General features: G+C 32.9%; 27 protein-coding genes and 1 pseudogene. 23 read left to right on the top strand and 5 right to left on the bottom strand.

Annotation, left to right across the window (positions count from 1 at the left end):
- The first annotated feature begins 100 nt into the window (after positions 1-100).
- The 4 genes from holA (at position 101) to corA (ending at position 3,708) form a co-directional block, all read left to right on the top strand.
- The gene (holA, locus tag J5Y03_RS00935; protein ID WP_209401438.1) at positions 101-1,111 is read left to right on the top strand and encodes a DNA polymerase III subunit delta; all 1,011 of its coding nucleotides are present in this window, start codon (positions 101-103) and stop codon (positions 1,109-1,111) included.
- A 131-nt stretch (positions 1,112-1,242) separates the two neighbouring features.
- The gene (locus J5Y03_RS00930; protein WP_209401436.1) at positions 1,243-2,229 is read left to right on the top strand and encodes an NAD(P)-dependent alcohol dehydrogenase; all 987 of its coding nucleotides are present in this window, start codon (positions 1,243-1,245) and stop codon (positions 2,227-2,229) included.
- A gap of 322 nt (positions 2,230-2,551) precedes the next feature.
- Entirely contained in the window at positions 2,552-2,725 is a 174-nt protein-coding gene (locus J5Y03_RS00925) for a hypothetical protein (RefSeq protein ID WP_322099529.1), read from the top strand.
- A gap of 53 nt (positions 2,726-2,778) precedes the next feature.
- Entirely contained in the window at positions 2,779-3,708 is a 930-nt protein-coding gene (gene corA / locus J5Y03_RS00920) for a magnesium/cobalt transporter CorA (RefSeq protein WP_209401434.1), read from the top strand.
- Between the two features lie 79 nt (positions 3,709-3,787).
- Here corA and J5Y03_RS00915 read toward each other — a convergent pair whose 3' ends face one another.
- A complete protein-coding gene (locus tag J5Y03_RS00915) occupies positions 3,788-4,330 on the bottom strand; it encodes an MFS transporter (RefSeq protein ID WP_209401432.1) in 543 nt (180 codons plus the stop codon).
- Positions 4,320-5,780, bottom strand: a complete 1,461-nt coding sequence (locus tag J5Y03_RS00910; RefSeq protein WP_245208679.1) for an FAD-binding oxidoreductase — start codon at positions 5,778-5,780, stop codon at positions 4,320-4,322. The genes J5Y03_RS00915 and J5Y03_RS00910 overlap by 11 nt, the downstream gene beginning before the upstream one ends.
- Positions 5,781-6,160: 380 nt before the next feature.
- On the opposite strand from J5Y03_RS00910, the gene J5Y03_RS00905 reads away from it, so the two are divergent.
- The 3 genes from J5Y03_RS00905 to J5Y03_RS00895 all read left to right on the top strand — a co-directional run bounded on the left by J5Y03_RS00905 (position 6,161) and on the right by J5Y03_RS00895 (position 10,244).
- Complete coding sequence (locus tag J5Y03_RS00905; RefSeq protein WP_209401430.1) at positions 6,161-7,663, top strand: COG4705 family protein; 1,503 nt, start codon at positions 6,161-6,163, stop codon at positions 7,661-7,663.
- 418 nt (positions 7,664-8,081) lie between these two features.
- The gene (locus J5Y03_RS00900) at positions 8,082-9,407 is read left to right on the top strand and encodes an MATE family efflux transporter (RefSeq protein ID WP_209402179.1); all 1,326 of its coding nucleotides are present in this window, start codon (positions 8,082-8,084) and stop codon (positions 9,405-9,407) included.
- A 207-nt stretch (positions 9,408-9,614) separates the two neighbouring features.
- Entirely contained in the window at positions 9,615-10,244 is a 630-nt protein-coding gene (locus J5Y03_RS00895) for a LysE family translocator (protein WP_209401428.1), read from the top strand.
- Positions 10,245-10,498: 254 nt separating this feature from the next.
- Here the strand turns inward: J5Y03_RS00895 and J5Y03_RS00890 are convergent, their stop codons facing one another.
- A complete protein-coding gene (locus tag J5Y03_RS00890; protein ID WP_209401426.1) occupies positions 10,499-10,903 on the bottom strand; it encodes a hypothetical protein in 405 nt (134 codons plus the stop codon).
- A gap of 189 nt (positions 10,904-11,092) precedes the next feature.
- Between J5Y03_RS00890 and J5Y03_RS00885 the strand changes: the two genes are divergently transcribed.
- From J5Y03_RS00885 to J5Y03_RS00825, 13 genes and pseudogenes are all read left to right on the top strand, one after another.
- Positions 11,093-11,653 (top strand): GNAT family N-acetyltransferase, encoded by a 561-nt coding sequence (locus J5Y03_RS00885; protein WP_209401424.1) that lies wholly within the window; start codon positions 11,093-11,095, stop codon positions 11,651-11,653.
- A gap of 60 nt (positions 11,654-11,713) precedes the next feature.
- A complete protein-coding gene (locus tag J5Y03_RS00880; protein ID WP_209401422.1) occupies positions 11,714-12,259 on the top strand; it encodes a GNAT family N-acetyltransferase in 546 nt (181 codons plus the stop codon).
- 51 nt (positions 12,260-12,310) lie between these two features.
- On the top strand, positions 12,311-13,279 hold the full coding sequence (locus J5Y03_RS00875) for a phosphotransferase enzyme family protein (RefSeq protein WP_209401420.1): 969 nt from the start codon (positions 12,311-12,313) through the stop codon (positions 13,277-13,279).
- A 25-nt stretch (positions 13,280-13,304) separates the two neighbouring features.
- On the top strand, positions 13,305-14,105 hold the full coding sequence (locus J5Y03_RS00870) for an HAD family hydrolase (protein ID WP_209401418.1): 801 nt from the start codon (positions 13,305-13,307) through the stop codon (positions 14,103-14,105).
- Positions 14,106-14,259: 154 nt separating this feature from the next.
- On the top strand, positions 14,260-14,844 hold the full coding sequence (locus J5Y03_RS00865) for a VanZ family protein (protein WP_209401416.1): 585 nt from the start codon (positions 14,260-14,262) through the stop codon (positions 14,842-14,844).
- A 278-nt stretch (positions 14,845-15,122) separates the two neighbouring features.
- Positions 15,123-15,896 (top strand): annotated as a pseudogene (locus tag J5Y03_RS00860) (GNAT family N-acetyltransferase).
- Positions 15,897-15,994: 98 nt separating this feature from the next.
- Complete coding sequence (locus J5Y03_RS00855) at positions 15,995-16,612, top strand: NUDIX hydrolase (protein ID WP_209401414.1); 618 nt, start codon at positions 15,995-15,997, stop codon at positions 16,610-16,612.
- 6 nt (positions 16,613-16,618) lie between these two features.
- Entirely contained in the window at positions 16,619-17,050 is a 432-nt protein-coding gene (locus tag J5Y03_RS00850; protein WP_209401412.1) for a DUF5412 family protein, read from the top strand.
- 24 nt (positions 17,051-17,074) lie between these two features.
- Positions 17,075-17,566: a DUF1648 domain-containing protein gene (locus J5Y03_RS00845; RefSeq protein WP_209401410.1), complete on the top strand. Its 492-nt coding sequence runs from the start codon at positions 17,075-17,077 to the stop codon at positions 17,564-17,566.
- A 103-nt stretch (positions 17,567-17,669) separates the two neighbouring features.
- Entirely contained in the window at positions 17,670-18,212 is a 543-nt protein-coding gene (locus J5Y03_RS00840; RefSeq protein ID WP_209401408.1) for an isochorismatase family protein, read from the top strand.
- 199 nt (positions 18,213-18,411) lie between these two features.
- On the top strand, positions 18,412-19,173 hold the full coding sequence (locus J5Y03_RS00835; protein WP_209401406.1) for a DUF2935 domain-containing protein: 762 nt from the start codon (positions 18,412-18,414) through the stop codon (positions 19,171-19,173).
- 115 nt (positions 19,174-19,288) lie between these two features.
- On the top strand, positions 19,289-19,756 hold the full coding sequence (locus J5Y03_RS00830; RefSeq protein ID WP_209401404.1) for a hypothetical protein: 468 nt from the start codon (positions 19,289-19,291) through the stop codon (positions 19,754-19,756).
- Between the two features lie 114 nt (positions 19,757-19,870).
- Entirely contained in the window at positions 19,871-20,686 is an 816-nt protein-coding gene (locus J5Y03_RS00825; RefSeq protein WP_209401402.1) for a class I SAM-dependent methyltransferase, read from the top strand.
- Positions 20,687-20,769: 83 nt separating this feature from the next.
- Here the strand turns inward: J5Y03_RS00825 and J5Y03_RS00820 are convergent, their stop codons facing one another.
- The gene (locus J5Y03_RS00820; protein ID WP_209401400.1) at positions 20,770-21,009 is read right to left on the bottom strand and encodes a hypothetical protein; all 240 of its coding nucleotides are present in this window, start codon (positions 21,007-21,009) and stop codon (positions 20,770-20,772) included.
- 35 nt (positions 21,010-21,044) lie between these two features.
- Positions 21,045-21,866: a putative protein N(5)-glutamine methyltransferase gene (locus J5Y03_RS00815; protein WP_209402176.1), complete on the bottom strand. Its 822-nt coding sequence runs from the start codon at positions 21,864-21,866 to the stop codon at positions 21,045-21,047.
- A gap of 345 nt (positions 21,867-22,211) precedes the next feature.
- On the opposite strand from J5Y03_RS00815, the gene J5Y03_RS00810 reads away from it, so the two are divergent.
- The 3 genes from J5Y03_RS00810 to J5Y03_RS00800 all read left to right on the top strand — a co-directional run bounded on the left by J5Y03_RS00810 (position 22,212) and on the right by J5Y03_RS00800 (position 24,108).
- Positions 22,212-22,661 carry an SRPBCC family protein gene (locus J5Y03_RS00810; RefSeq protein ID WP_245208678.1) on the top strand — a complete coding sequence of 150 codons (450 nt, stop codon included), beginning with the start codon at positions 22,212-22,214 and terminating at the stop codon, positions 22,659-22,661.
- 60 nt (positions 22,662-22,721) lie between these two features.
- A complete protein-coding gene (locus J5Y03_RS00805; protein ID WP_209401398.1) occupies positions 22,722-23,147 on the top strand; it encodes an SRPBCC family protein in 426 nt (141 codons plus the stop codon).
- A gap of 265 nt (positions 23,148-23,412) precedes the next feature.
- Positions 23,413-24,108, top strand: coding sequence for a CTP synthase C-terminal region-related (seleno)protein (locus J5Y03_RS00800; protein ID WP_209401396.1), 696 nt, complete (start codon positions 23,413-23,415; stop codon positions 24,106-24,108).
- Positions 24,109-24,129: the final 21 nt, after the last annotated feature.

The following is a 24,129-nucleotide window of genomic DNA, read 5'->3' as shown; positions in this document are numbered from 1 at the left end:
TTAAAAAGCAACAATGTATATGAAAAAAGCCTTCACTAGAAAACTTACTGGTATGGACATGCTATAATGTAGATATGAAAAATAATTAGGAGTTTAGATTATGTTAAAGGATTTGGAAAAGCGATTAAAAAGTAATGTTGCCCCAATATATTTATTAGTTGGTACAGAGGAGTACTTATTAGAGAAGGCAGAAGATTTAATTGTCAATGAAGTACTGAAGGGTGAGGTAGACGATTTCAACTTTCAAACTTATGACTTAAAGGAAACCCAAGTGTCTGTTGCCTTAGAGGATGCGCAAACTCCTTCATTTTTTGGAAATAACAAAGTGATCATTGTTAAGCCATGCATATTTTTAACTGCACAAAAAGAAAAGTTATTACAAAACATTGATTCTTTAACAGAATATATTGAAGATCCATCGCCTTTTACTACGCTTATTTTTGTTGCACCATTTGAAAAGCTTGATGAGCGTAAAAAGATTACGAAGCTGTTAAAAAAACATGCCGAACTTGTTGAATGTAAGCCAATTGAAATAGATAATTTAACAGATTGGATCAAACAACATTTTCCACCAACTATTACAATAACTGAGGATGCTATTCAAAAGATAAAGGATTTAGTTGGCAGTAATTTATCGATTCTTAATTCTGAATGTGAAAAATTAGCTTTGTATATCGGAGAATCAGGAGAAATAACGGCTGAACTAGTAGAGAAGATGGTAGCTAAATCAATCGAGCAAAATGTCTTTTCCTTGGTTGAAAAAATTGCCGCAAGAAATACCACGGAAGCCTTAACGATTTTCCGTGAATTATTAGCTGTTGGAGAAGAACCAATTAAGATTCTAGCACTATTAGCTAGTCAATTTCGTTTAATCTATGGAATTAAAAACCTATCATCAAATGGCTATTCAAATAATCAGATTGCTTCCTCATTAAGTGTTTCACCAGGCCGTATATTTTATGGTCAGAAACAAGCAAATTTATTTGAGGATAAAGAATTAAAACACATCATTCAGCTAATTGCTGAGACAGACTATGCCATGAAAACAGGACAAGCAGATAAAATTCTTCTCACTGAATTACTGATGTTAAAGATGAATTGTATAGGTTGAGTAATAGATAAAGGTAAGTAGGATGTTAGTGAAATACTAGGATCTTGCTTACCTTTTTTGACATTTTTACCTATAGTCCAACATAACATTAAAGTGACCTGATCAAAGTAATTTTGGAGGAGACTAGGCTTATGAAAGCAGTGATTTATACAAAATACGGCCCACCAGATGTTCTTCAGATCACAGAGGTAGAAAAACCTTTTCCAAAGGACAATGAAATACTCGTAAAAGTATATGCGACAACAGTATCATATGGAGATACGAGAATACGAAATGGTACAAGAAAGACCCTACCTTTCTGGCCCATCTCAAAAATAGGTATAGGTCTCAGAAAACCGAAAATTCCTATACTAGGGTTTGAGTTAGCTGGAGAGGTTGAATCTGTCGGCAAAGAAGTAAAACGATTTAGGAAAGGTGACCAAGTTTTTGGAACTTCAGGGTTTGATTTTGGTGCTTATTCCGAGTACAAATGTCTTCCTGAAAACGGGGTGGTGGCAATAAAACCTGACAATATGAGCTATGAGGAAGCCGCCACTGTTCCAACTGGGGCATTAAGTGCATTACATTTTCTTAGAAAGGGAAATATTCAAAGCGGACAAAAAGTTCTTATCAATGGAGCTTCTGGAGCGGTGGGTACTTATGCTGTACAGCTTGCCAAGTACTTTGGTACAGAAGTTACCGGGGTATGCAGTACAACGAATGTAGAAATGGTGAAATCTTTAGGAGCTGATACGGTTTTTGATTACAGAAATGAGGATTTTACTAAAAGCGGACTGACCTATGATATTATTTTTGACACAGTAGGCAAGACTTCGTTTTCACGTTGTAAAAGCTCTCTAAAGAAAAATGGAATCTATCTTTCAGCTGTGACTGTGTTGCCACTTCTTGTTCAAATTCTATACACTTCAAAAATAGGCAGCAAGAAAGCGATAGGTGGGATAGCAAGAGTGAATACTGAAGATTTAATTTTCCTTAAAGAGCTTATTGAGGCAGGAAAGATAAAATCGGTCATAGATAGATGCTATCCGTTGGAACAAATTGCCGAAGCTCATAGCTATGTCGAAAAAGGACATAAAAAAGGAAATGTAGTAATAACTTTGGAAAATAAAGATGAATAGGATAAGTTGAACAATAAATTAAGGTAAAAAAGATGTTAGTGAATACTAGCATTTTACTTACCTTTTTTTGTTGGAAATGTTTAAAGATTAAAGATGGATCGTGGTATGAAATGATGGGTCAGTCAAATAAGAAAAGGAGGAAATACAATACATTTATGAAGAAAAAAATTAATGATAAATCATAATGATAACAACATTAACAAGGAAAGATAATTTCGTTTTAACATTCAGTGGGGGAAAGAAAACCCCACTTATGGAAGTTTCACTTTATAGTTGATTAGGTGGAGTAGATGCTAATTATAGAAACCGAGGTGTTGCGTCTATGTTAATGGAAAAGCAGCACAACTATTTAATCGAAAAAGGTTATACTATTGTTCAAACAAAAACAATGAATAAATGGCGTAGTATGTTAATTTTAAATAGTAAATGTGGATTTGATGTGATCGGTACTTATACAGATGAAAATGGCCTTCATAAAATCTTGAAAAAAAATTAATGTAATTTCCGGATAAGTTGCCTTTATAATAAATAGAAAAAAGCGAGGTACGTATGTTAATTTACAATAAAGTTGAACAGAAAATAACAACAAGTAAAGTGAGGAAACCAACCGCGGACGAGGTGGTTTGGATTCGCCTGCTGTCGCCAAAAAAGGAAGAAATCATCTATGTTCTGAAAGATTTATTTGATTGTCATAATCTGATTGTTGAAGATTGCTTGAAGATGAACCAGCGTCCCAAAATGGATAGGTACAAAAAGAATATATTTATTTCTTTTTTTGCGGTAGACGAAGAGCTGAATGCCAAGGAAATTGCCTTAGTCATAGGGGAAAACTACGTTATTTCGATCTATGAAGAAAATTTACCTGTTTTAAATCAACTTTATGAAGAACTACAACAAATTGAAGGGAAGATGAATAATCCTGGACATATTTTATATTACATTATGAATCGTTGCGTAGATGAATACGTACAGGTTGTGGATCATGTTGAAGATAAGGTTGAAGAATGGGAAGAAGCTATTCATGAAAACCCATATGCTAAAATAGCTCATGACGTTTTCCACTTGAAACGGGTCACTCATAAATTGCGTCGGATATTTGTGGAAGAAAGAACGGTACTAGGTACCATAAGTCATGAACACTTTCCATATACAAGTGAAGAAGCAGATGTCTACTTTGTCGATATTTATGACCATATTTCTAGGGTTGTAGATTCGATTGATGCGTTTCGTGATTCATTAACCGGTCTACTAGATATGCAAATTTCCATGAAGTCGGACCGAATGAATGAAATTATGAAGACACTAACTGTTTTTAGTACCGTTTTCTTGCCTCTTTCATTCATCGTAGGCTTATATGGTATGAATCTAAAAAACATTCCTGAGTACAGTTGGAATCATGGATATTTGTATGTGTGGGTTCTGATGATTGTTGTTACAGTGGGAATGTGGGTGTATTTTAAGAAGAAAAAGTGGATGTAATGAATAATCCTTTCTACGTAAAAAAGAAGAGGTACTATGTTCTCATATTGAACAAAGTACCTCTTCTTATAACAGTATGTTAACAGGTAACTCGTTGTTTTTTGTTTCTATTCATAACGAACATAAATCCACAAATAAAATACAAAACACCTGCTATATAAAACAAAACATGGATCGTGAAAGTTTCTGCCAGAAAGCCAGCGGATAAAATACAAATCGTTGTAAAAAGTTGAACAAAAAACAATCCGTAACTAGATTTTTGCCAACTTTTATTCTCTTGCTTGATCAGTTCTTTTTCAGCTAATTTATACAATCCTTGAAAAATCCCGTTCCAAGTTTGCAATAGAAATAATAAATAGAGAGAATTTATGTTTGGTATAACGAAGAAACCTATACCCATCCCAATAAATGAAAGAGATGAAAGAATTTCAATATTGATTTTATTAGTAAGAGTTGGTAAAAACAATGTCGCCAATGCACTTGAGAACGAAAAAAGTGCATATAACAGCGCAAACAACCCATACACATTGCCAACATTTTTTAGAATTAAAAGGTAATATGGAAAAACAACAGTCCCAACTACCGAAAACATAATTTGAGAGAGTACTAGTCTATTTCGCATTTTTGTACCTTTCATAGAAAGTAGAGTAAAAGAGTTCTTTTGGATCGTACTCTTTTTTCGTTTTTATAAACTCTTGGAAATTAGGATAAGATTTTACAACTTCACTATCAGTAGCATATGGATAATAAGGTAAATAAAAAGTGCCATGATGGTTTAAAGCAACATCCATTACATGTTGTAATGATTTACTTGTGCTTTTAATTGAATCTTCAGATTTACCATGATTAATTAGTGCAACAAGTGCAATCATATCTTCTTTTTTTGCATACCCAAGTGTTGAAACTTGATCCTTTGGTACATATCGAATGGTTAGATTCAACAAATTGATTTTTTCCTTCTTTAAAACACTTTTTAAATCACTTACATAAGATGAAAATTCATCAATCGGTATAAAATATTCTTGTAAGATATCAGTGTCATTTTGGTTTTTATATAATAGAAAATCACTTTCTGATCTCATGTTGTTATTTCGTGTAATCAGTTTACCATCTTGTAATGTTAAAAATTTTTTCTGTAAATCCCAAAATAAATCTTTACCCCAATCAGAATGTCTTGCTAACTCTAAAACAGAGGCAGTTGTAAATGCACCTACATCTTCTTTAAGTGGGTCAAGTTTTTTCTTTGAATCAAATTTGTAATATTCAATCACATATAATTGATTCAATAAAGAACTAGGAGCAACAGAAATTCGAGCATAGCCCATTTCGATGGCTTTTTGTTTTTTCATATTATGAACATAGTTTGAAAAGTCATTGATGTTGATTTTTTTGGTTTTCGTTTTGTACCAAACATCATTAGTAGCTTGCAATTCGACATCCAAAATGACGCCAAGCAAACCGTACCCACCAATTACATGAGAAAATAAAGTCGGATTACTAGTTCGACTAACTTTTTCAATGGTACCATCAGCTTTTAATAAACGGAACCAATTAATTGTGTTACCTATCGATCCATTAGAACAGTCTCTACCATGAGCATTTACACTTAAACTTCCACCAACCGAAAAGATTTTAAGTGATTGCATGACTTTTACAGATAAACCGTAAGGATAAAGTGCTTTTTGTACATCATCCCATGTTGCGCCACTTTGAACATGAATGGTTTTTCGATTTGGATCTACATTCAGTATTTTACGATAAGTGGTCATATCTAAAACTGTTGCATCTTTATAAAAAGTGTGACCTCCTTGACTATGACGCTCCCCAGCAATGCTGATTTTTCCACCATTTTCACGAGTTTCGTTCACAATTTTAACTAATTGTTCTTCTTCTTTTCCTTTCACTACTCGTTCTACTTTTGTTGGCAATAACCGACCAACATCATTTATCACACCGTTTTGGTATAAATCATCTCGGTAATGCGATAAAGCATAACGAAAACTACCATACGACAAACAAAATACCACTAATAAAAACGAAAGTAGCATTAAGATGATTTTTTTTATTTTCATACGAGGCACCTCTGATATGTATAGATAGAAAAAATTAAATTCTCATTAAAATATGAAAATTATACCATGATTTACATAAAAAAAGATCACCTAAAAGATGTCTTAAGCGCGATTTATTACTGTTTTCTTTGTCTTTATAACAGTCATTGAAACCTATTAAGTAAGTTCAATTGGTCGAATATGCGTTATATGAAAAGACTTCACTGAAACTCAAATAACGAATAAAACCAATAAGGTTGATAAAAACTAAAAAAATTTAATAAAACCACAATGAATTGTTAATAGGTTTATAAAAAATAATTAATAACAAAAGGTTATATTTTTATTAAATCAATGCCATGTTAAATGGTAGAGAGCTACATAACGAAAGGATGTAAAGTATGCAAACGAACGAAAGTAATATGAAAATTATGCTTAACAAGGTACCAGAAGTTACGATTTTCTTCTGGATCATCAAAATTTTATGTACAACAGTCGGCGAAACATTTGCTGATTTCCTAAATTTCAACCTTGGATTTGGGTTAGCTAACACTACCATACTTATGGGAATTGCGTTTTTCATTTTCTTGTTTTTCCAATTTAGAGCAACTAAATATGTTCCAGCAATTTATTGGATCACTGTTGTTCTAATAAGTGTATTTGGAACATTGGTAACGGATAATTTAACAGACAATGTTGGAGTAAGACTAGAGGTTAGTACAGCAGTTTTCTCTGTGTTGCTAGGTTTAACTTTTCTTTTTTGGTTTCTTAGTGAAAAAACACTTTCAATCCACTCAATTTATACAAGAAAAAGAGAAGTTTTCTACTGGCTTACTATTCTTTTCACATTTGCACTTGGAACAGCAGTCGGTGATTTATATTCCGAACAACTAGGTCTTGGTTATCTTAAAACAGGAATAACAGTTATTGTAATAATTGCTATTATCTACTTAGCATATAAATTCTTGAAACTTGATGCGGTATTAGCATTTTGGATTGCGTATATTCTTACTCGTCCACTTGGAGCTTCATTAGGTGATTTGCTATCTCAACCAAAAGTTAATGGTGGGATAGGTTTGGGAACAACTACTACTAGTGTAATTTTTCTAGTAGCTATACTAGCAATTATCGTTTTCCTTGCCGTTACAAAAATTGATACAACGAAAGGTAATGCGGCAGAGATTAACGAAACAAAAGGAAATAAGAAAAATGTTTTAATCCAAACGGTTGTGGTCCTAATTATTTTCTTAGGTGTTGGTATTGGCGGTTACGTTGGACTTAGTAATGCAGCATCACAATCTGCAACCACTACATTAGCTGGACAATTAACAGATTTTATTAACATCGAAAATTCTATGCTAAATCATGTAAACTCAAATAACTTTACTGCGGCGAAAAATGACGCTGACAATTTAGAGCATCAATGGGACGCAGCGGAGTCTAAACTTCGAAAAATAGATGGCACAACATGGACTAAAATTGATGGAACGTTTGACATTGTATTAGCGTCAGTTCGTTCATCAAGCCCTGATGCAAGCAAGTGCAAATCTGTCATTACTAATTCGCTTAGTGTCTTAAACGGAGCAAACAAATCAGTAACGAAAACTGCATCACAAAATACATTAGTTGGAAATTTAACAGATTTTGTTAACATTGAAAATGATATGCTAAAAGATGTAAACTCAAATAACTTTACTGCGGCGAAACAAAAGGCAGACCAGTTAGAACATAATTGGGATGTGTCAGAGCCTAAACTTCGAAAAATAGATGGCACAACATGGACTAAAATAGATGGAACACTTGACGTTGTATTAGCATCAGTTCGTTCAGGAAGCCCTGATGCAGGACAATGCAAATCTGCAATTAACAAGTCACTTAGTGTTATAAACGCAGCAAATAAATAAAAATTTTAAGGAATCGCAAAATTTTTGCGGTTCCTTTTTTATGTTCTTTCTAGCCACAATCTTTTCTAATTATGGTAAAAAGCCCCTTCGAAGGGGCTTTTCGTATGTTCCAACAATTGTAGTTCCAGGTACCCGTTTTTGATTCGTGTTTTGGAGTGATTTAAATAAAAAAACCAAACGATTTATAATTTTGTTTGACGATAAATAAACATTCTTGTATTATGTTTATAAAATAAATATATTAGGAAGGGGTGGTTAAAAATGGCTAGATAAACTTAAGCCTTATGGAGAACGTGGATATAACTCAGAAAAATTAACATGAATAGGGGGATAAAGCTTGATTTCAACTGAAGAAATAAAAAAAGAAGAATTGGCTTCACAGGAACTTAAAGAAAATAGACTTACGATATTACGTCCAATGATAAAATTCTTAATTCCACTACTTTTAAGTAATCTATTGCAATCAATTGGTCAAGTATTTGGAATGATTGTGGTTGGACATTGGTTAGGTGTAAATGCATTAGCTGCAATTTCAGCATTTTTTCCATTGTTATTTTTACTAATTTCATTTGCAATTGGGATTGGATCAGGTAGCTCAATTTTAATTGGTCAGGCTTATGGGGCAAAACTGGAAGAAAGATTAAAAGCAATTGTAGGTACCACCCTCTCTTTTACGTTTATATTAGGACTTATACTTGCGATTATTGGAAGTATTTTTAGTAAAGATATTTTAATAGGAATCGGAACACCTGAAAACATTCTAAATGTAAGTGTTCATTATGCCCGAATCTTATTTTGGTCAATGCCTATTATGTTTTTATATATTGTCTATACTACACTCATGCGAGGAACTGGAGATTCTAAAACGCCATTTTACTTTCTTGTTTTAAGTACAATACTAAATGTAGTTCTTATGCCAATACTCGTGTTTGGATGGTTCGGACTTCCTAAGTTAGATCTTTATGGTGCGGCATACGCTTCACTAATTTCAACAATATTGACATTCGTTACATTATTAATTTACTTATATAAAACGAAACACCCCTTGCAATTAAATGCTTCAAGAAAATATCTTCGAATGGATATTGGAATATTAAAATTGTTATTAAAACTTGGAATACCGACAAGTATTAATATGATTTTTCTTTCACTTTCTGAAATAGCTGTTATTTCTTTTGTAAACAAATATGGGTCAGATGCAACAGCTGCTTATGGAGTAGCAAATCAACTTGTAAGTTATGTCCAGATGCCAGCGTTATGTATCAGTATTACTGTTTCAATCTTCGCTGCCCAATCAATTGGGGCCAATCAATTCGAAAGGTTAAATCAAGTTATACGTGTTGGGATATTGCTTAATTATGTTTTGGGTGGAATAACTGTAATACTAACTTATCTTTTAGCTAAACCGATTCTTCATTTATTCCTAACAAGTCAAACTACGATACAAATCTCTCACAGCTTACTAATGATTACTTTATGGAGTTATCTAATCATTGGTCATTCATATATCCTAACTTCAACGATGCGATCAAGTGGAACTGTCCTTTGGCCAACAATTCTTAGCATTTTATCAATTTGGGGTATCGAAGTTCCTGTAGCATATCTACTTTCTCATTACACTAATTTAGGAATTAAGGGGATATGGATTGGATATCCAGCTGCTTTCATTGTTGGACTTGGATTACAATATTTGTATTATCGTTTAGTATGGAAAAAGAAACGATTATCGCGTTTGGTAATTTAGTTAGTAGTTAAATAAAAGGGTGTTTTCGTATACATTGTTATTTTTTTAGAATGCGTTAGTAGATTACAACTCCAGGTTGCTTAAAAAAGAGTTGCTTTGATAACTCTTTTTTAAGGAATTGTTTGAAAAATAATAAAAATCTTTCATTTCCATACAAATTACTTTAATATTTATAAGGGCACCCAAAAAATAGAAAGAGGTGCAAAAATGTTTGGAATCATTCATTACGAGGTATTTTTATTAACAGGAATATTGTTAAATTTAATTCCTGGTGCAGACACAATGTATATAGTGGGGAGAAGTATGTCCCAAGGGAAAAAAGCAGGTGTTTATTCGGTTTTTGGGATCATCACTGGTTCATTAACTCATACGTTGTTGGTTGCTTTTGGACTATCAATCATACTGACAAAATCGGTTATATTGTTTACAACCATTAAAATTGTTGGTGTTTTGTATTTAATGTATTTAGGGGTTAGGATGTTACTTGATAAATCTGCTGTAGACTTTCAAGCATCTACATCTAGTAATGTAAACCTTAAGAAAATATATGTACAAGGACTATTAACAAGTCTGACGAACCCAAAGGTTTCTTTATTCTTTATTGCTTTTCTTCCGCAATTCATTGATACTAAGGCTTCTGGTCCAATACCTTTTATCATTTTAGGTCTTACCTTTACGTTCACTGGATTGCTATGGTGTTTATTTATTGCTTATTTTTCTTCGTTTGTTACAAAGAAATTAAAAGGTAACAAAAAGGTAGGCAGTGTTCTAAATAAAATAACAGGAATCATCTTTATTGGCTTAGGGTTAAAGTTACTTGGAACAAAAGCTCCTTAATAAACCTGGGATAAAGTAATTGCCCCCTTTATTAGGTTAAGTCGATTCTAATACGATAAAAAGCCCCTTCAGATGCTTTGAAGGGGCTTTTCATTTGCCCTTTAATTATTAAAGGGTGAATTATAAATTGATCATCAACTAATAAACGTTCTTTTCATAACTATGTTTTTTGACTTTGTAGCACTCTCAAATACTTCATGAGGTGCTTATAAAACGAATTCATCAATTTTCCTCACCTTGTTATATTGCTCTACTTACACGCCAGTAAACATATTTCTGCTGGCAGGACCCCAGTTTTCTCCCATGTAACCAGTTCTTCCCTCTAAGTTAACATAGCAAGGGAGAACTGTATACATAACCCCAGACATTGCATTTACATTAAATGTTATGACATATTTTGTTTTTGAATTGTCAACTGGTGTAATCTTTGCCATATCGGGGCGTAGTGCGTTTTTTGCATTAAGTGAATCCGTCATTCCAACACTTGCAATACCGACGGGACCCATATTACTTCTAATCCAATAATTTGAGACGTTTGTTGCAGAAGCTAAATTAGTTGGTTGATCATAAGTTATTAATATTTGATTAGGAGCAATTTGTCGAGCCTCAAGTAGAATCGGATGAGCCGGCATTTGACGGCTGATATTATAATTATACATAGTATTCCTCCGCGAATTAATATAGTGAATTTACCTAATTAAACTGTATGCAGATTGGCTAATTTACGTTCCTAGTTTAGTAATAGAGATACCGCATCATTCCTTTCAATTAATTAAAGGATTTATTTTGATTTTATTGAATTGTTTCAATGGATGAAATTACTAATCAAAGATAAGGTAGGATAAAATATGAAGTTTGAAGTAGTGTTTGATCAATTCCCTCAATTAGTTTCTGATGATCTTGTACTTAAGAAGATTGAAGTAGATAATCTTGAGAAATTATATGAAATTTACAGTAATGTCCGTGTCTTTGAATATTGCGGGATTATTCCAAAGTCAAATAAAGAAACAATTAAATCAATGATTGGGCATTTTGAAAGAGATTATAATAAGAAAACTAGAATTAAATGGGGAATTTTCTCAAATGATGTTTTAGTGGGGATCATTGAAGCTTGTGATTTTAATAAGAAGGTAGATATGGTGACAATAGGGTATTTTTTAGCCGAAGCATACTGGGGTAAGGGAATAGCGTCGAAAGCTTTAAAAATGGTAGTTGAATTCTTATTTGAACAAGTCGAGGTTAATAGAATACAAGCAGAGGTAATGCCTACAAATGAAATATCAAAGAAGGTACTCCTTAAAAATGGCTTTTTAAAAGAAGGAACTTTAAGACAGGCTACTCTATGGTCTAGTAAAGGAATTGTTGATTTAGAAATTTATGGGCGTTTAAAGAGTGAATATGTGCAGTAATTTCTGGATTCTTGTTAACTAGAAGTGATTAAAAACTTAAATAGTAAGAATGGGGTAGAAATGATAATAGACAAACAGGAATTTTATATTAATGGACTAAGCTATAATGTAAGATCTGCAATTGTAAATGATGCAAAAGAATTGTCTAAAGTAAGATTACAGATTGATGGTGAAACTGAGAACTTAGATAGAGAACAAGGGGAAGGATTCATTGATGTAACAGGTTTTGAACAGCTTATCAAAAATGATACTGAAAATACGAGAAACTTATTTTTAGTAGCAGAAGCTCAAGATAAGATCGTCGGATTTTCAAGATGCGAAGGAAATACATTGAAACGATTCGCACATAAAGTTGAATTTGGAGTTTGTGTATTAAAAGATTATTGGGGATATAGTATTGGGAAAAATCTTCTAAAAGAATCGATCGCTTGGGCAGACTCGAACGACATAAAAAAAATAACGTTGAATGTGTTAGAAACGAATGATAAAGCAATCAAGCTATATGAAATGCTTGGCTTTGAAATTGAAGGTGTATTAAAGAAAGATAAAGTACTGTCTGACGGGAAATATTATAACACTATAGTGATGGGTAAATTTAATGATTGAGAACTTTAATCTATTTTTTCGAGATTCGGATTTTAGTAAGGAGATGTAGTATTGAAGAAAGCCCTAGTTGAAGCCTGCAATAAATTTGGTATTTGTTTTAACAAGGTAAATGTAATTTTACAATCTCAACATCACTTTATTGGTTCTTATATTAAAAATGGAGAACAATTTATTTTAAGATTAACGAATGAGTCACATCGTTCACTTGAGATGATAAAGGCTGAGATCAATTGGATTCATTACCTTTTCCAAACAGGGATCTCAGTGTCATGTCCAATACCATCACAATCAGGACAATTTGTTGAAAAAATAGAATTGGAAAATGGTTATGTTACAGCAGTATCTTTTATAAAAGCTGTTGGAAGATCGCTAACAGAAGAGGAATTATATCAAAACGATGATTTGATTAGTGAGATGGGTAGATTCATGGGGAAAATGCATACTGCTACAAAAGGATATAACCCTATTAGTAATGATGCTAAAAGACCTCAGTGGTTTGAAGAAGCGGAAAATGTTGCAACTATCTGTCTCCCAGAATCTGAAACTGAAATTATCCATGAATACAATCGTTTGAATCAAATTTTATCTAAACTTCCAATTTCCTCAGAATCTTACGGTTTAGTTCACATGGATTTTCATTATAATAATTTATTTTTTGACGGCGGGAAATTTACCATATTTGATTTCGATGCATGCAGATACTCTTGGTTTGTAAACGATATAGCCGTTGCATTGTTTTATGCGATTCCACTTCATATGAAGTTTGATGAAAGAAAAGTGTTCGGACAACGCTTCATCAAAAAATTTTTAGAAGGCTATCAAAAAGAAAACCACTTGGATAATGAATGGATAAAAAGTATTCCAACTTTCGCTAGACATCGAGAGATTGGTCGATACATTAAAATCTATCATTCTTTTGGAGGAAATTTAGAATTGCTTACTGGCTGGACAAAAGATTTTATGAATAACCGAAATAAACAAATAGTAGAGAATACTCCTATTGTTGATTTAGAAATTTAATGATTTAAGAAAATGGGGATGGAAGATGGAGATTGTAAAGGTTAAAAGGAAAGTAGATGCGATTGTCTTAGATTTAGATGGTACATTATTAAATTCAAATAAGGAAGTAAGTACTCGAAATTTAAAATCTATAGTAGAGTTACATAAACTTGGAATACCAATCATTATTGCAACAGCAAGACCACCAAGAGCTATAAAAGAATTTCTCCCGCAGGAATTACAAGAAATTGCTATTTTTGTTTATTATAATGGTGCATTAATTATGAATCAGCTATTACAACTAAATGAACATTATTCAATTGATTCTAAGATAAACAAACAAATTATTGAATACTTAATGATCAATGAACCCAATCACTTATTTTCAATTGAGGTCAATGATAAATGGTACAGTTATAAAGAAATTGATTATCGCTCATTTATAAAGGTTTCCGAGAATCCTGAAGTTATTGATCTTGAAAAAATAAAATTGGTAAGCCCTACGAAAATACTAGTGTCACAATTGAAGAATATAGAAGATTTTACAAAGTGGTTCGGTGATCAAGTAAATATTATTACTACGGACTCGAATTCACTAACACAAATAATGAGAGAAGGCATTTCAAAAGAGACTGCCATTACAACTCTAGCCAAAAGATTAGATTTTTCTTTAGAAAAAACAATGGCATTCGGTGATGACTTTAACGATTTAGGTTTATTTCAGCTATGTGGGCTTCCAGTTGCAATGGAAAACTCCATCGACGAATTAAAAACCTTTGCGAAGGAAATTACAACTTCAAATGATGAAGATGGTGTGGCAAATGTTTTGGAAAAGTTATTGAAGTAAAGAGTCCTTAAAGTTCTGTTTCTATGGATTTATGAAAATATAGCAAAGTTTAATAGGAGCATATTAATGCTATAAATAAGGAGAGTCAATTCAGATTAAAGTATCAGGGAGTTTATTCTTAAGTGTTTAAATCTTTTTTTGGAGTCGTGGATTAATGAAACTTTTCTTTAAAATTATCTTATTTTTATTATTTTGTTTCTATTTATTTGTTCTTACACAAAAAATCATGTTTAAATTTCCTTTAAAAACAATTATTTTTCATTTAGATACAACCATTGATTATATAAATACAATCATTCCTTATCATCATTTTACATTTAAGGAAATTGGTAATCACTGGCGTTCAATAAATTTAATCCCTTTTAAAACGATTTCTATTTATTTGTTTGCAGATATAAATTTTAATATTCGAATTGAAAATATAGCTGGAAATATAATAGGCTTTATGCCATTCGGATTTATACTACCATTATTATCAAAAAGATTTTTTAAATTTAAAACGATTACTGTAGCAACATTTAGTTTAAGTTTAACGTATGAACTTATTCAGCTTGTATTTGGTTTTGGTATCTTTGATGTTGATGATTTAATTTTAAATACTCTTGGAGGAATGCTGGGATATTTTTCAATTAAGATCATTTACCTAATCGTTATTTCTACTATGAGGAATTTAAAAAGAGTGAGTCAGTTAATTGATTATTTAAATTATTTATCGGATGACGAAATTAATTACATATAGTAAAAGGGCCAACGTACATCGTACATTGGTTCTTTTTTTAGGGATTATTCAATAAATGAAGAAGGATACTTTAAGAAGGATGTTTTAGAGATTTATAGAATATAAGTCCTGATATATAGGAGTCATAAAATTCTTAGATAATTGGTTATTTCCAAGTTTGTTTAGTCTGCAATCGAATAAGAGAAATAAGGCGCATTATTAAAAGTGCTTCATTCAAGATAAAAGTTGGCTTACAAGTTAATTAATTTAACAGAAGCTGGAAGAAAGAAGGAATTTTAATGATTTATGAAGTGGATATCCATTCAAGAAAAAAATTATTACCTATGTTTAAAAATATGAATCACACTATGATCCTCTCATGTCTTCAGGGACATATGGGAACTGCGTGGGTTGATAACCTTGAAAACCCAACAGTTGCACAAATTATTGTAGGTATCTTTGTATTCTATGCCGGAGATCCCAATGCAATGGGGGCAGAAGATTTACTTTGTAACATTCCTGAAAATATTTTAGCCATTGTCAATACTGAAGAATGGAAAAAGCGTATAGAAACGATTCATGAAGGACGAAGTGATAAATTTCAACGATATGCCTTTAAAAAGAATGATAAAGATTTAAATCGTGATTATCTGGTATCTTTGTTAGCAAACCTACCCGAAGTCTATGAGCTTAAAAAAATTGATGCCTCTATAGCATATGAATCATCTTTTCAGCAACTTTCAGAGGATTTCACGAGTTAGTATGAATCTATTGATGATTATCTGAATAAAGGTGTTGGATATTGTATCTTACATAATGGACAAGTTGTATGTGGTGCATCATCATACAGTGTTTATGATGGAGGAATTGAGATTGAAGTTGATACACACCCTGAGCATAGAAGAAAAGGATTAGCCACTGTGGCATCTTCAGTTTTAATTTTAGATTGTCTTGAACGAGGAATATATCCTAATTGGGATGCAGCAAATCTTGATTCAGTTTATTTAGCGGAAAAGCTAGGTTATGTCTTGGAAGAGCCATATGATACATACTATATAAATTATAAAAAATAGATTTACAGTACAGGAATACGAAGAATGTAATGTAGATTTCCAGACAAATGTAATAATGAAACTTATAAAGTTTGTATTCTTTTAAAGGAGATAGTTTTATGAGTCATAAATGGTTAGAATGGGCCAAAAAAATTCAAGCTATTTCTCAATCAGGATTAACATTTTCAAAAGATCCTTATGATATAGAACGGTACAACGAGTTACGTATCATAAGTGCAGAGATCATAGCTGAATATACTGATTTAGAAATGGAAAAAGTAGTGGATTTATTTGCAAGTGAAACAGGCTATCAAACACCAAAAGTGGATGTTCGAGGAGTAGTATTTAAAGAGAATAAAATATTATTGGTTAGAGAGAGTGAAGATTTAACATGGTCTTTACCAGGAGGATTTTGTGATGTTGGCCTCTCTGCTAGAGAAAATGTTGTGAAAGAAATACAAGAAGAATCTGGATACAACGTAATTCCTAAAAGATTATTAGCAGTTTTAGATATGAATAAACATCCTCATCCACCACAACCCTATCATTATTACAAACTGTTTATTCAGTGTGAAATAATTGGAGGGAATGCAAGCACTGGGCTTGAAACAGATAAAATAGGCTTTTTCAATGAGAATGCTTTACCTCCATTATCAACAAATCGTAATACAGAGTCACAAATACATATGCTATTTGACTTTTTGAGAAATCCTTTGAAGGAAACTATTGTTGATTAATGATTTTTGAAACGAATAGTACCACAAATAAAGGAGGGGACTACTATTTATAATGATAATGAGATTGAAAATGAAATAAAATCTACGAAAAAGAAAGTGAAACTAGTTTTAAGTTTGGTAGCAACTTTATTTTTAGTTCTCATTTTATATGGAATTTATTCCATACAAAGACCTCCAAAAGGAGATTTTATTGAGCAATCTACCTCTCCAAAAGGGACTTATACAGTTAAAACATTTCTTATAAATGGAGGAGCTACTACTGATTTTGCCGTACGTGGAGAATTAATATTTAATAAAAACAAAAGTAAATGTAAAAATATTTATTGGGAATACCATACATCAAAATCTAACATTTATTGGATTGACGAGAACACGATTAGTATTAACGGACATGAAATTTCTTTGCCTTATGGAAAATATGACTATAGATATAATTAAAACTCATAGAAAGGATTAATTTACATGGAACGTCCAAAATTACAAATTAAAACACCCATTGTGGCGAAAATTTTCAATTGGATAGCTCTTCTGTCATTTATAAGCTCTATCGTTTACTTAATAACACAATGGTCATCCTTACCTAACAAGGTTCCGACACATTATAACGGATTGGGTGAACCAGATCATTGGGGAAGTAAAGGATTTATTTTTGTACCACTTATTATTGGTATTGTTCTTTGGAGTGGTTTAACAATTTTAGAAAAGTATCCACATACTCATAATTACATTGGATTAACTGATGAAAATGTGGAAAGAAAATATAAAAATTCAATATTGATGTTAAATTTCATTAAAAATGAAATGCTCGTATTCTTTGCTTATAGTGCTTGGAATGATGTGTTTGTCTCTAAACAAAAAGAAAGTCTTCTTGGGGTATGGGAATTCCCAGGATTCCTGATTATTCTTTTTGGCACACTACTGTTTTTTATAATTCGGACGGTTCGAATAAAATAATTCATCTTTTAGATTCTCTCTTATTGGTATGCCTTAAATGAAAAGGAAATATCATAGATTCATAGAATAAATTATCTATAACGGTAATAGGAAGGTGAATCAAATGAAAGCACTATTAGTTATTGATGTACAAAATGGTATTGTTAAATATGGTGATTTCAAACAAGAACTTTCACTTATGGAGTGTGTTATTAAGGATTTCAAAGAAAGTAGTAATCCTGTAATTTTTATCAGGCATTTTGATGATTCGAAAGAAAGTCCATTGTGTAGAGATTCTATTGGGTCTGAATTACATAGTTCATTAAAAGACTATGCTGATTATGTCATTGAGAAACAAACGCCAAGTTCATTCTTCAATACGGAGCTCTCTAATACATTAGAAAAATTAGGTGTAAATCATCTTTATATTATTGGTTTTGAGACTGAATTTTGTTGTATGTTTACAGCTATTTCTGCATTTGATCGAGGATATAAAGTGACATTCATTAAAGATGCAACTGGAACAACTAATACAGACAAATTATATGAAATGCAGGGATTAGACATTAGGAACTTTGTAGGAAAAGTCCTCAAATGGTCGAGTGTTATTGAAGTATTAGACTACGAAGAATATGTTGGGAAATACAAAGCTGAAAATACTATTTGAGGTATCAATAAAATCCTTAGGCTAGTAGTTTACTGGTCTAAGGGTTTTTTAAAATTTTCCGTATGCTGTTCATTGTAAGAAAAGATCCTACCTTTTGTTTAACTATTAAATGATTCTACAGATTTTAAAGATAATCGGATAAAATTTGTCCTTCCTTAATATCATTTAGAAACAGGAATAAGGATTAAGGAGGATAAAAATGCAGAGCTTTGCTCAAGCTGCCACGTATGAACATTCGTTTTGGTTACAAATACTAAGAGATCATTCTCAATTTATATTAGATGCATTGGTTGAAAAGGAACAACAGGAAATACAAGTAGCCAAAAATTTTATTCAAACATTTAACGGATTATTGGCCAGTTTAAAAAGTGGAGGTAATCTTGACGAAATAACAAGTAATGCCGAAAAAAGTGCACAAAATCTAAGAAGTTTTAAATTAAATTTACTAGAAAAAAAGTTAACATCAGATTTCTCTTTTCACCTAAGTTCAACATTTCTTAACCATATGGTAAATGAATTAGAAGAGTATTTACTTGTCCTTTCTTATTTAAAAAAGAATCAAAACCCTCCAATATTTCATGAATTACACCACCACTTATTATGGACATTAGATGCAGCTGGCCATGCAGGTGCCATTATGATTAATCTAGATGCAACTGAAAATAAACTTCAGAAAAAAAGTGAGAAATTTACAAAACATTTTGAGCAGTTCTATCTTAAAGCCGTTGAATTGACAGGGTATTTAAGAACGAACCTCTCAACTTTTCCAGCACTTAGTAAATACAATAATGATGTAACGTTAGAAATCAAATTGTTTCAAGCCTTTTTAAAAGAAATAGAAGAGTTAGAACTATCTCATCAGGTGCTAGGTACATTTTCAGCTTTAATGGCTGATCACATGATGAGAGAAGAAATCTATTATTTAAAAAAGGTAGCAATGTCTACTGGAATGGAATCCTAAGCAAGAAAAATAGATTTTATCTTTTTCAAGGGTTAGTCCTCTTTTTATTGATTTAATATCTGAATTTTCTTAAAATATAGATAGGATTGGAATAATCAATAAAGGGGGAAGTAGTGTGGAAGAGACTGTACAAAAACCTAGCTTTACACATAGGCAACTTGCTGCATCATGCTTTAATAAGGTTTGGGAGCATCTTGAAAAAGAAAGTAGAACAGCCAACGAGGACGAGGAAATGGTTCACTTATGTCATAGTTCTTTCTGGCACTGGACCCAAGTAGAGGAGCATACACCTACTAATATATCAATAGGTTACTGGCAGTTAGCAAGAGTTTATGCTGTTATCGGACAAGGTGAAACGGCATTACATTACGCTAACAAATGTATTGATGTAAGTAACAATTCTGATATAGCGCCATTTTACAAAGCGTATGCTTATGAAGCAGCCGCAAGAGCTTATAAAGTATTAAATGATCTAGAAAAATGTAAAACTGAATTACAAAAAGCGTATGACTACACTTCGCAAGTAATAGTTGAAGAAAGTAAAGGATGGCTGTTGAAAGATTTAGAAGAAATTCAATCATGATTTATTTCGATTAGTTTATCGATTAGACATTTGTTTGCCAAAATCCTTAGACTTGTAGTTTACAGTCTAAGGATTTTTTTCTTTTAATTAAATTTACAGAAGACGGGTGAGTGTATGAATAAAATCATTAATTACTATAACCAATTTGACGAATGGGGGCGACTAGATCGGGAGCCAATCGAATTTCAAGTAAATTGGCACTATATCAATAAATATATTCCAAAGACAGGGAATATACTAGATAACGGGGCTGGCCCAGGGAAATATGCAATGGTACTTGCGAAAAATGGCTATACTGTAACATTAACTGATTTTACGCCAAAATTGGTTGAAGTTGCTAAAAGCAAAGCTGAAGAACTTGATTTAGCCAAGCAATTCAATGGATTTTATGTTGCTGATGCGAAAGAGCTTACTAGTTTAAAAGACGAACAATTCGACGCATCGTTAATGCTTGGTCCTTTGTATCATTTACAGGAAGAAAATGACCGAATTAAGGCAGTAAATGAATTACATAGAGTAACAAAAAAAGATGGCATTATATTTGTTGCCTTTATGCCTAGAATTAAGCATATTTTTTCATCACTACTGTATCCAGAAAATTGGAAACCGAATAATAATATGGATTCAATAAATCAATTTTCTAAAACTGGATGTTTTAATCATGCAGATGAAGGGCGTTTTACAGGAGCATATTATTTCGATATTGAAGATATCAAACCTTTCATGGAACAGCAAGGATTTGAGAGTATAGAACTGATTGGCTCGAATGTTGCTTCCATCTTAACAAATGAAAACTGGGATTACTGGAAAGACAAAGGGGAAAAAGAGGTAGGTAAAATAATAGAATTAATTATAGAAAGAGCAGTGGACCCTTATATTCTAGGTATGTCGTCTCATTTACTTTATATTGGTAGAAAAAGAGATTCCTAAACTGTTGAGGAATTTTGAGTCAATCTTATAAAAAGAGGATTTCAAATTATTCAGATCACAATTTGAAATCCTCTTTTTAAAACCTATCTAATTGATGAAATAACTTCGACAATTAAAACAATCCCCAACACAGAAAAATAACATAAAGCCATATTTGTCCGTTTCTTTATTAATTCGGATAAACCAGTCATTAAGAACATTAACCATATGCAAAGTTGTATGAGTGGATTCGACATGAAATGATAGTTTTTTCCTGAAAAATAATAATAAAGCGTTAATCCTAAACCTATAATTGCAAACATTTTTCTTAAAAGATCAAACATTACTCAACCACCTTTGCAAAATAGCTTTAAGAATATTACTCTCGTTTGTTTGTAAGCCGTGTTCCGATAACCACAGTAGCATCAAGCTCTTCAGAATAAACCACATGTGGTATCAGACCGTTTCGTGAGAAGATTTCTGAAGTTTGTGGTGCTTGCTTCACACTAGTCTCTATTAAAAGATAACCACCGGGTGCTAGCCACATTGTCGCGGATTCAGCTACTCTTCTTTGGATATCTAGTCCGTCCAATCCCCCGTCAAGCGCTACCCGTGCCTCGTGTAAGCGGGCCTCTCGTGGAAGTAGTTCGACTGCCTTAGTTGGTACGTAAGGTGCGTTAGCAATCAAGATATTAACACGCCCTTTTAGATTAGTAGGAAGTGACTCATAAAGATCGCCTTCGTATACACATCCACCCATTGGAATGATGTTTCGTCGGGCACACTGTACTGCAGCAGTATCAATGTCGGTGGCATGCAACTCAATTCCGTCCATGGCATTAGCTAGCGCAACACCTACAGCTCCTGATCCACAACATAAATCAACCACTACAGACCCGGGATGAGTGATAGTAATGGCTTGGTTAACGAGAAACTCAGTACGTGGGCGTGGGACGAATACCCCTGGATCTATGGCTATTCGTACACCGCAGAACTCTGCCCATCCAACAACGTATTCAAGAGGTAAACCTGAAACTCGTTGGTTTACCATATCAGCAAGATCTCCCTGGGTTTGTGCAGTGGAGATGAGTAAACGAGCCTCTTCCTCAGCAAAAACACAACCAGCGGCCCGAAGCTTTGTGACTATAAGTGAAAAAATGGTATCTCCTTTTGAATCATCGAGATTGTTTCCTAAAGACATATTTTTCAAGTTTATCTAGTCTCCTTGTTCAAATCTTCGTGAGTTTTTCTTCTAGTTCATAAATTTTCTATTTAAGGTGTATTCGATATCGTAGTACTTGAATCCTTTATATTATTTCTGTGCATTACATTCTCTTCAAAAGTAGAGAAAATCGCAACTCTTTATTTATTAAAATCAAATGAAGGTTACTTGTATAGTTTTGTAGAAATTAAGAAGGAGTAGAACAATAGTTGGAAAGAGCCCCTTGTAATAAGTTCTATTTACCAATTCGCATATGTTTCTAAAAAAATAAAACAGTGATAGACTTACATCAATATAAAATTAATCAAATGGAGGACATTGAAAATGAAGCCTATTATAACACCTGATCTTTCTACAAGACCTCATAGCCTGACAGTAGAACGTCTAATGGAGACACCACCTAATGTACTATATAAAGCGTGGACAAAGCAGTTCGATAGTTGGTTTGCAGCACCTGGAACTGTGATAATGAGGGGTGAGGTTAATACACCATTTTTCTTTGAGACAGCCTTTGAAGGACAACGTCATCCTCATTACGGTCGATTTCTAAGACTTGAACAAGACCGTCTTGTAGAAATAACATGGATTACTGGGATTAAAGGAACTAAGGGAGAAGAGACGGTTGTGACAGTTGAACTGGAATCTCATGGTGAAGGTGCGAAAGTGCGTCTTACACATGCTGGATTTCCTGATGAAGAATCAAGAGATGGACACGAACAAGCATGGCCATTTGTTTTAGAGCAGTTAGATGCAAGGATGAAGGAACTTACATAAAACTATTCTAACGAATTGAAGGATAAATAATATCAATTCTGTTAAAACGAGGAGAATTCAATGGCTAAGAACATTTCCAAAGTTACAATCAATGCACCTGCAAAGAAGGTATGGGATGCGTTGACGAAACCAGAACTAGTTAAACAATGGCAGTACGGTAGCAATCTGATTACAGATTGGAAAGTGGATAGTGATATTCTTTTCCGTAGTGAATGGGAAGGGAATGTCTATGAACAATGGGGGAAGGTTTTGGAAGTCGTACCTCATGAGTTGATTAAATACAGCCTTTTTGCACCTCGTCCTGGATTGGAAGATAAGCCAGAAAATTACTTTGTTATGAGTTACATACTGAATGAAAAAGAGGGTATCACACTACTAGCCATCGAACAGGACGATAACAGACCAGGTGCTGGTGTTGAGGAATCTATTGACGAAGATGAACAGTCGGTTCTTACAGTGCTCAAGAAGTTAGTAGAGGCAGAGTGAAAAGGTTGAAAAGGTGCCTGAAAAGGTGCCTGTCAACTTTTGGATTGTGGATAAAGTATGGAAAAAGTCGGGGATAATTTCTCGGCTTTTTTTGTGGAGTTCAGTAGTTGAAAATGATTTTGGCATGTTTTTTGATAGCCATATAGATCCCTCTTAAACTGAAAAGTAGAGTCGTAAAAGAAGAATTTATTGACTATATTTGATTTAGAATTCTATAATTATTCTTTTAATAAATCAACTATTTATAAATTGAAGGGGTGTTTTTGTGAGTAAGATTGGATTAATTGGTGACTTTGATTCAGAAGTTGTAGCACATAATGCGATACCTCAAGCGATTAAATTGGCTTCAGATGATCTTGGATGCCACATCGAAATTGAATGGATACCAACAACTTCATTGGAAAATGACTACGAACAAAAACTATCAAAGTTCCAAGCACTTTGGACAGTTCCTGCAAGTCCTTATAAGAGTATGCAAGGCGCCTTAAATGGGATCCGATTTGCTCGAGAACAGAATGTACCTTTTTTAGGAACATGTGGTGGTTTTCAGCATATGGTTATTGAGTTTGCTAGAAATGTGTTGGGACTTTCAGATGCAGACCATGCTGAGGAGAATCCTACTTCCTCGTTACTTTTGGTTGCACCTCTCACTTGTTCAGTAAGTGAAAAAACACATAACTTTAAACTCGCTCCAAACTCAAAGGTTGCTGATATATATGGTAGTACTGAGATAGTTGAACAGTACGGAATCTGTAATTATGGTTTAAATCCAGAGTTTGCTCCATTATTAGAGGAAGCAGGTATGAGAATTGCTGGAGTAGATTCTGAAGGAGAAACTCGCATTATGGAATTAAGTAATCATCCTTTCTTTATTGGAACGCTTTTTCAACCTGAACGTTCAGCATTAAAAAATATTGTTCACCCATTAATTAAGGCATTTCTTCAAAATGCAATCAAATAAGGACCTGAATGGGTCCTTTTC

The organism is Gottfriedia endophytica (assembly GCF_017814275.1).
GTDB lineage: Bacteria > Bacillota > Bacilli > Bacillales > Bacillaceae_G > Gottfriedia > Gottfriedia endophytica.
The sequence above is the reverse complement of the archived record's forward strand: the minus strand, read 5'-3'. Positions and strand labels throughout refer to the sequence as shown.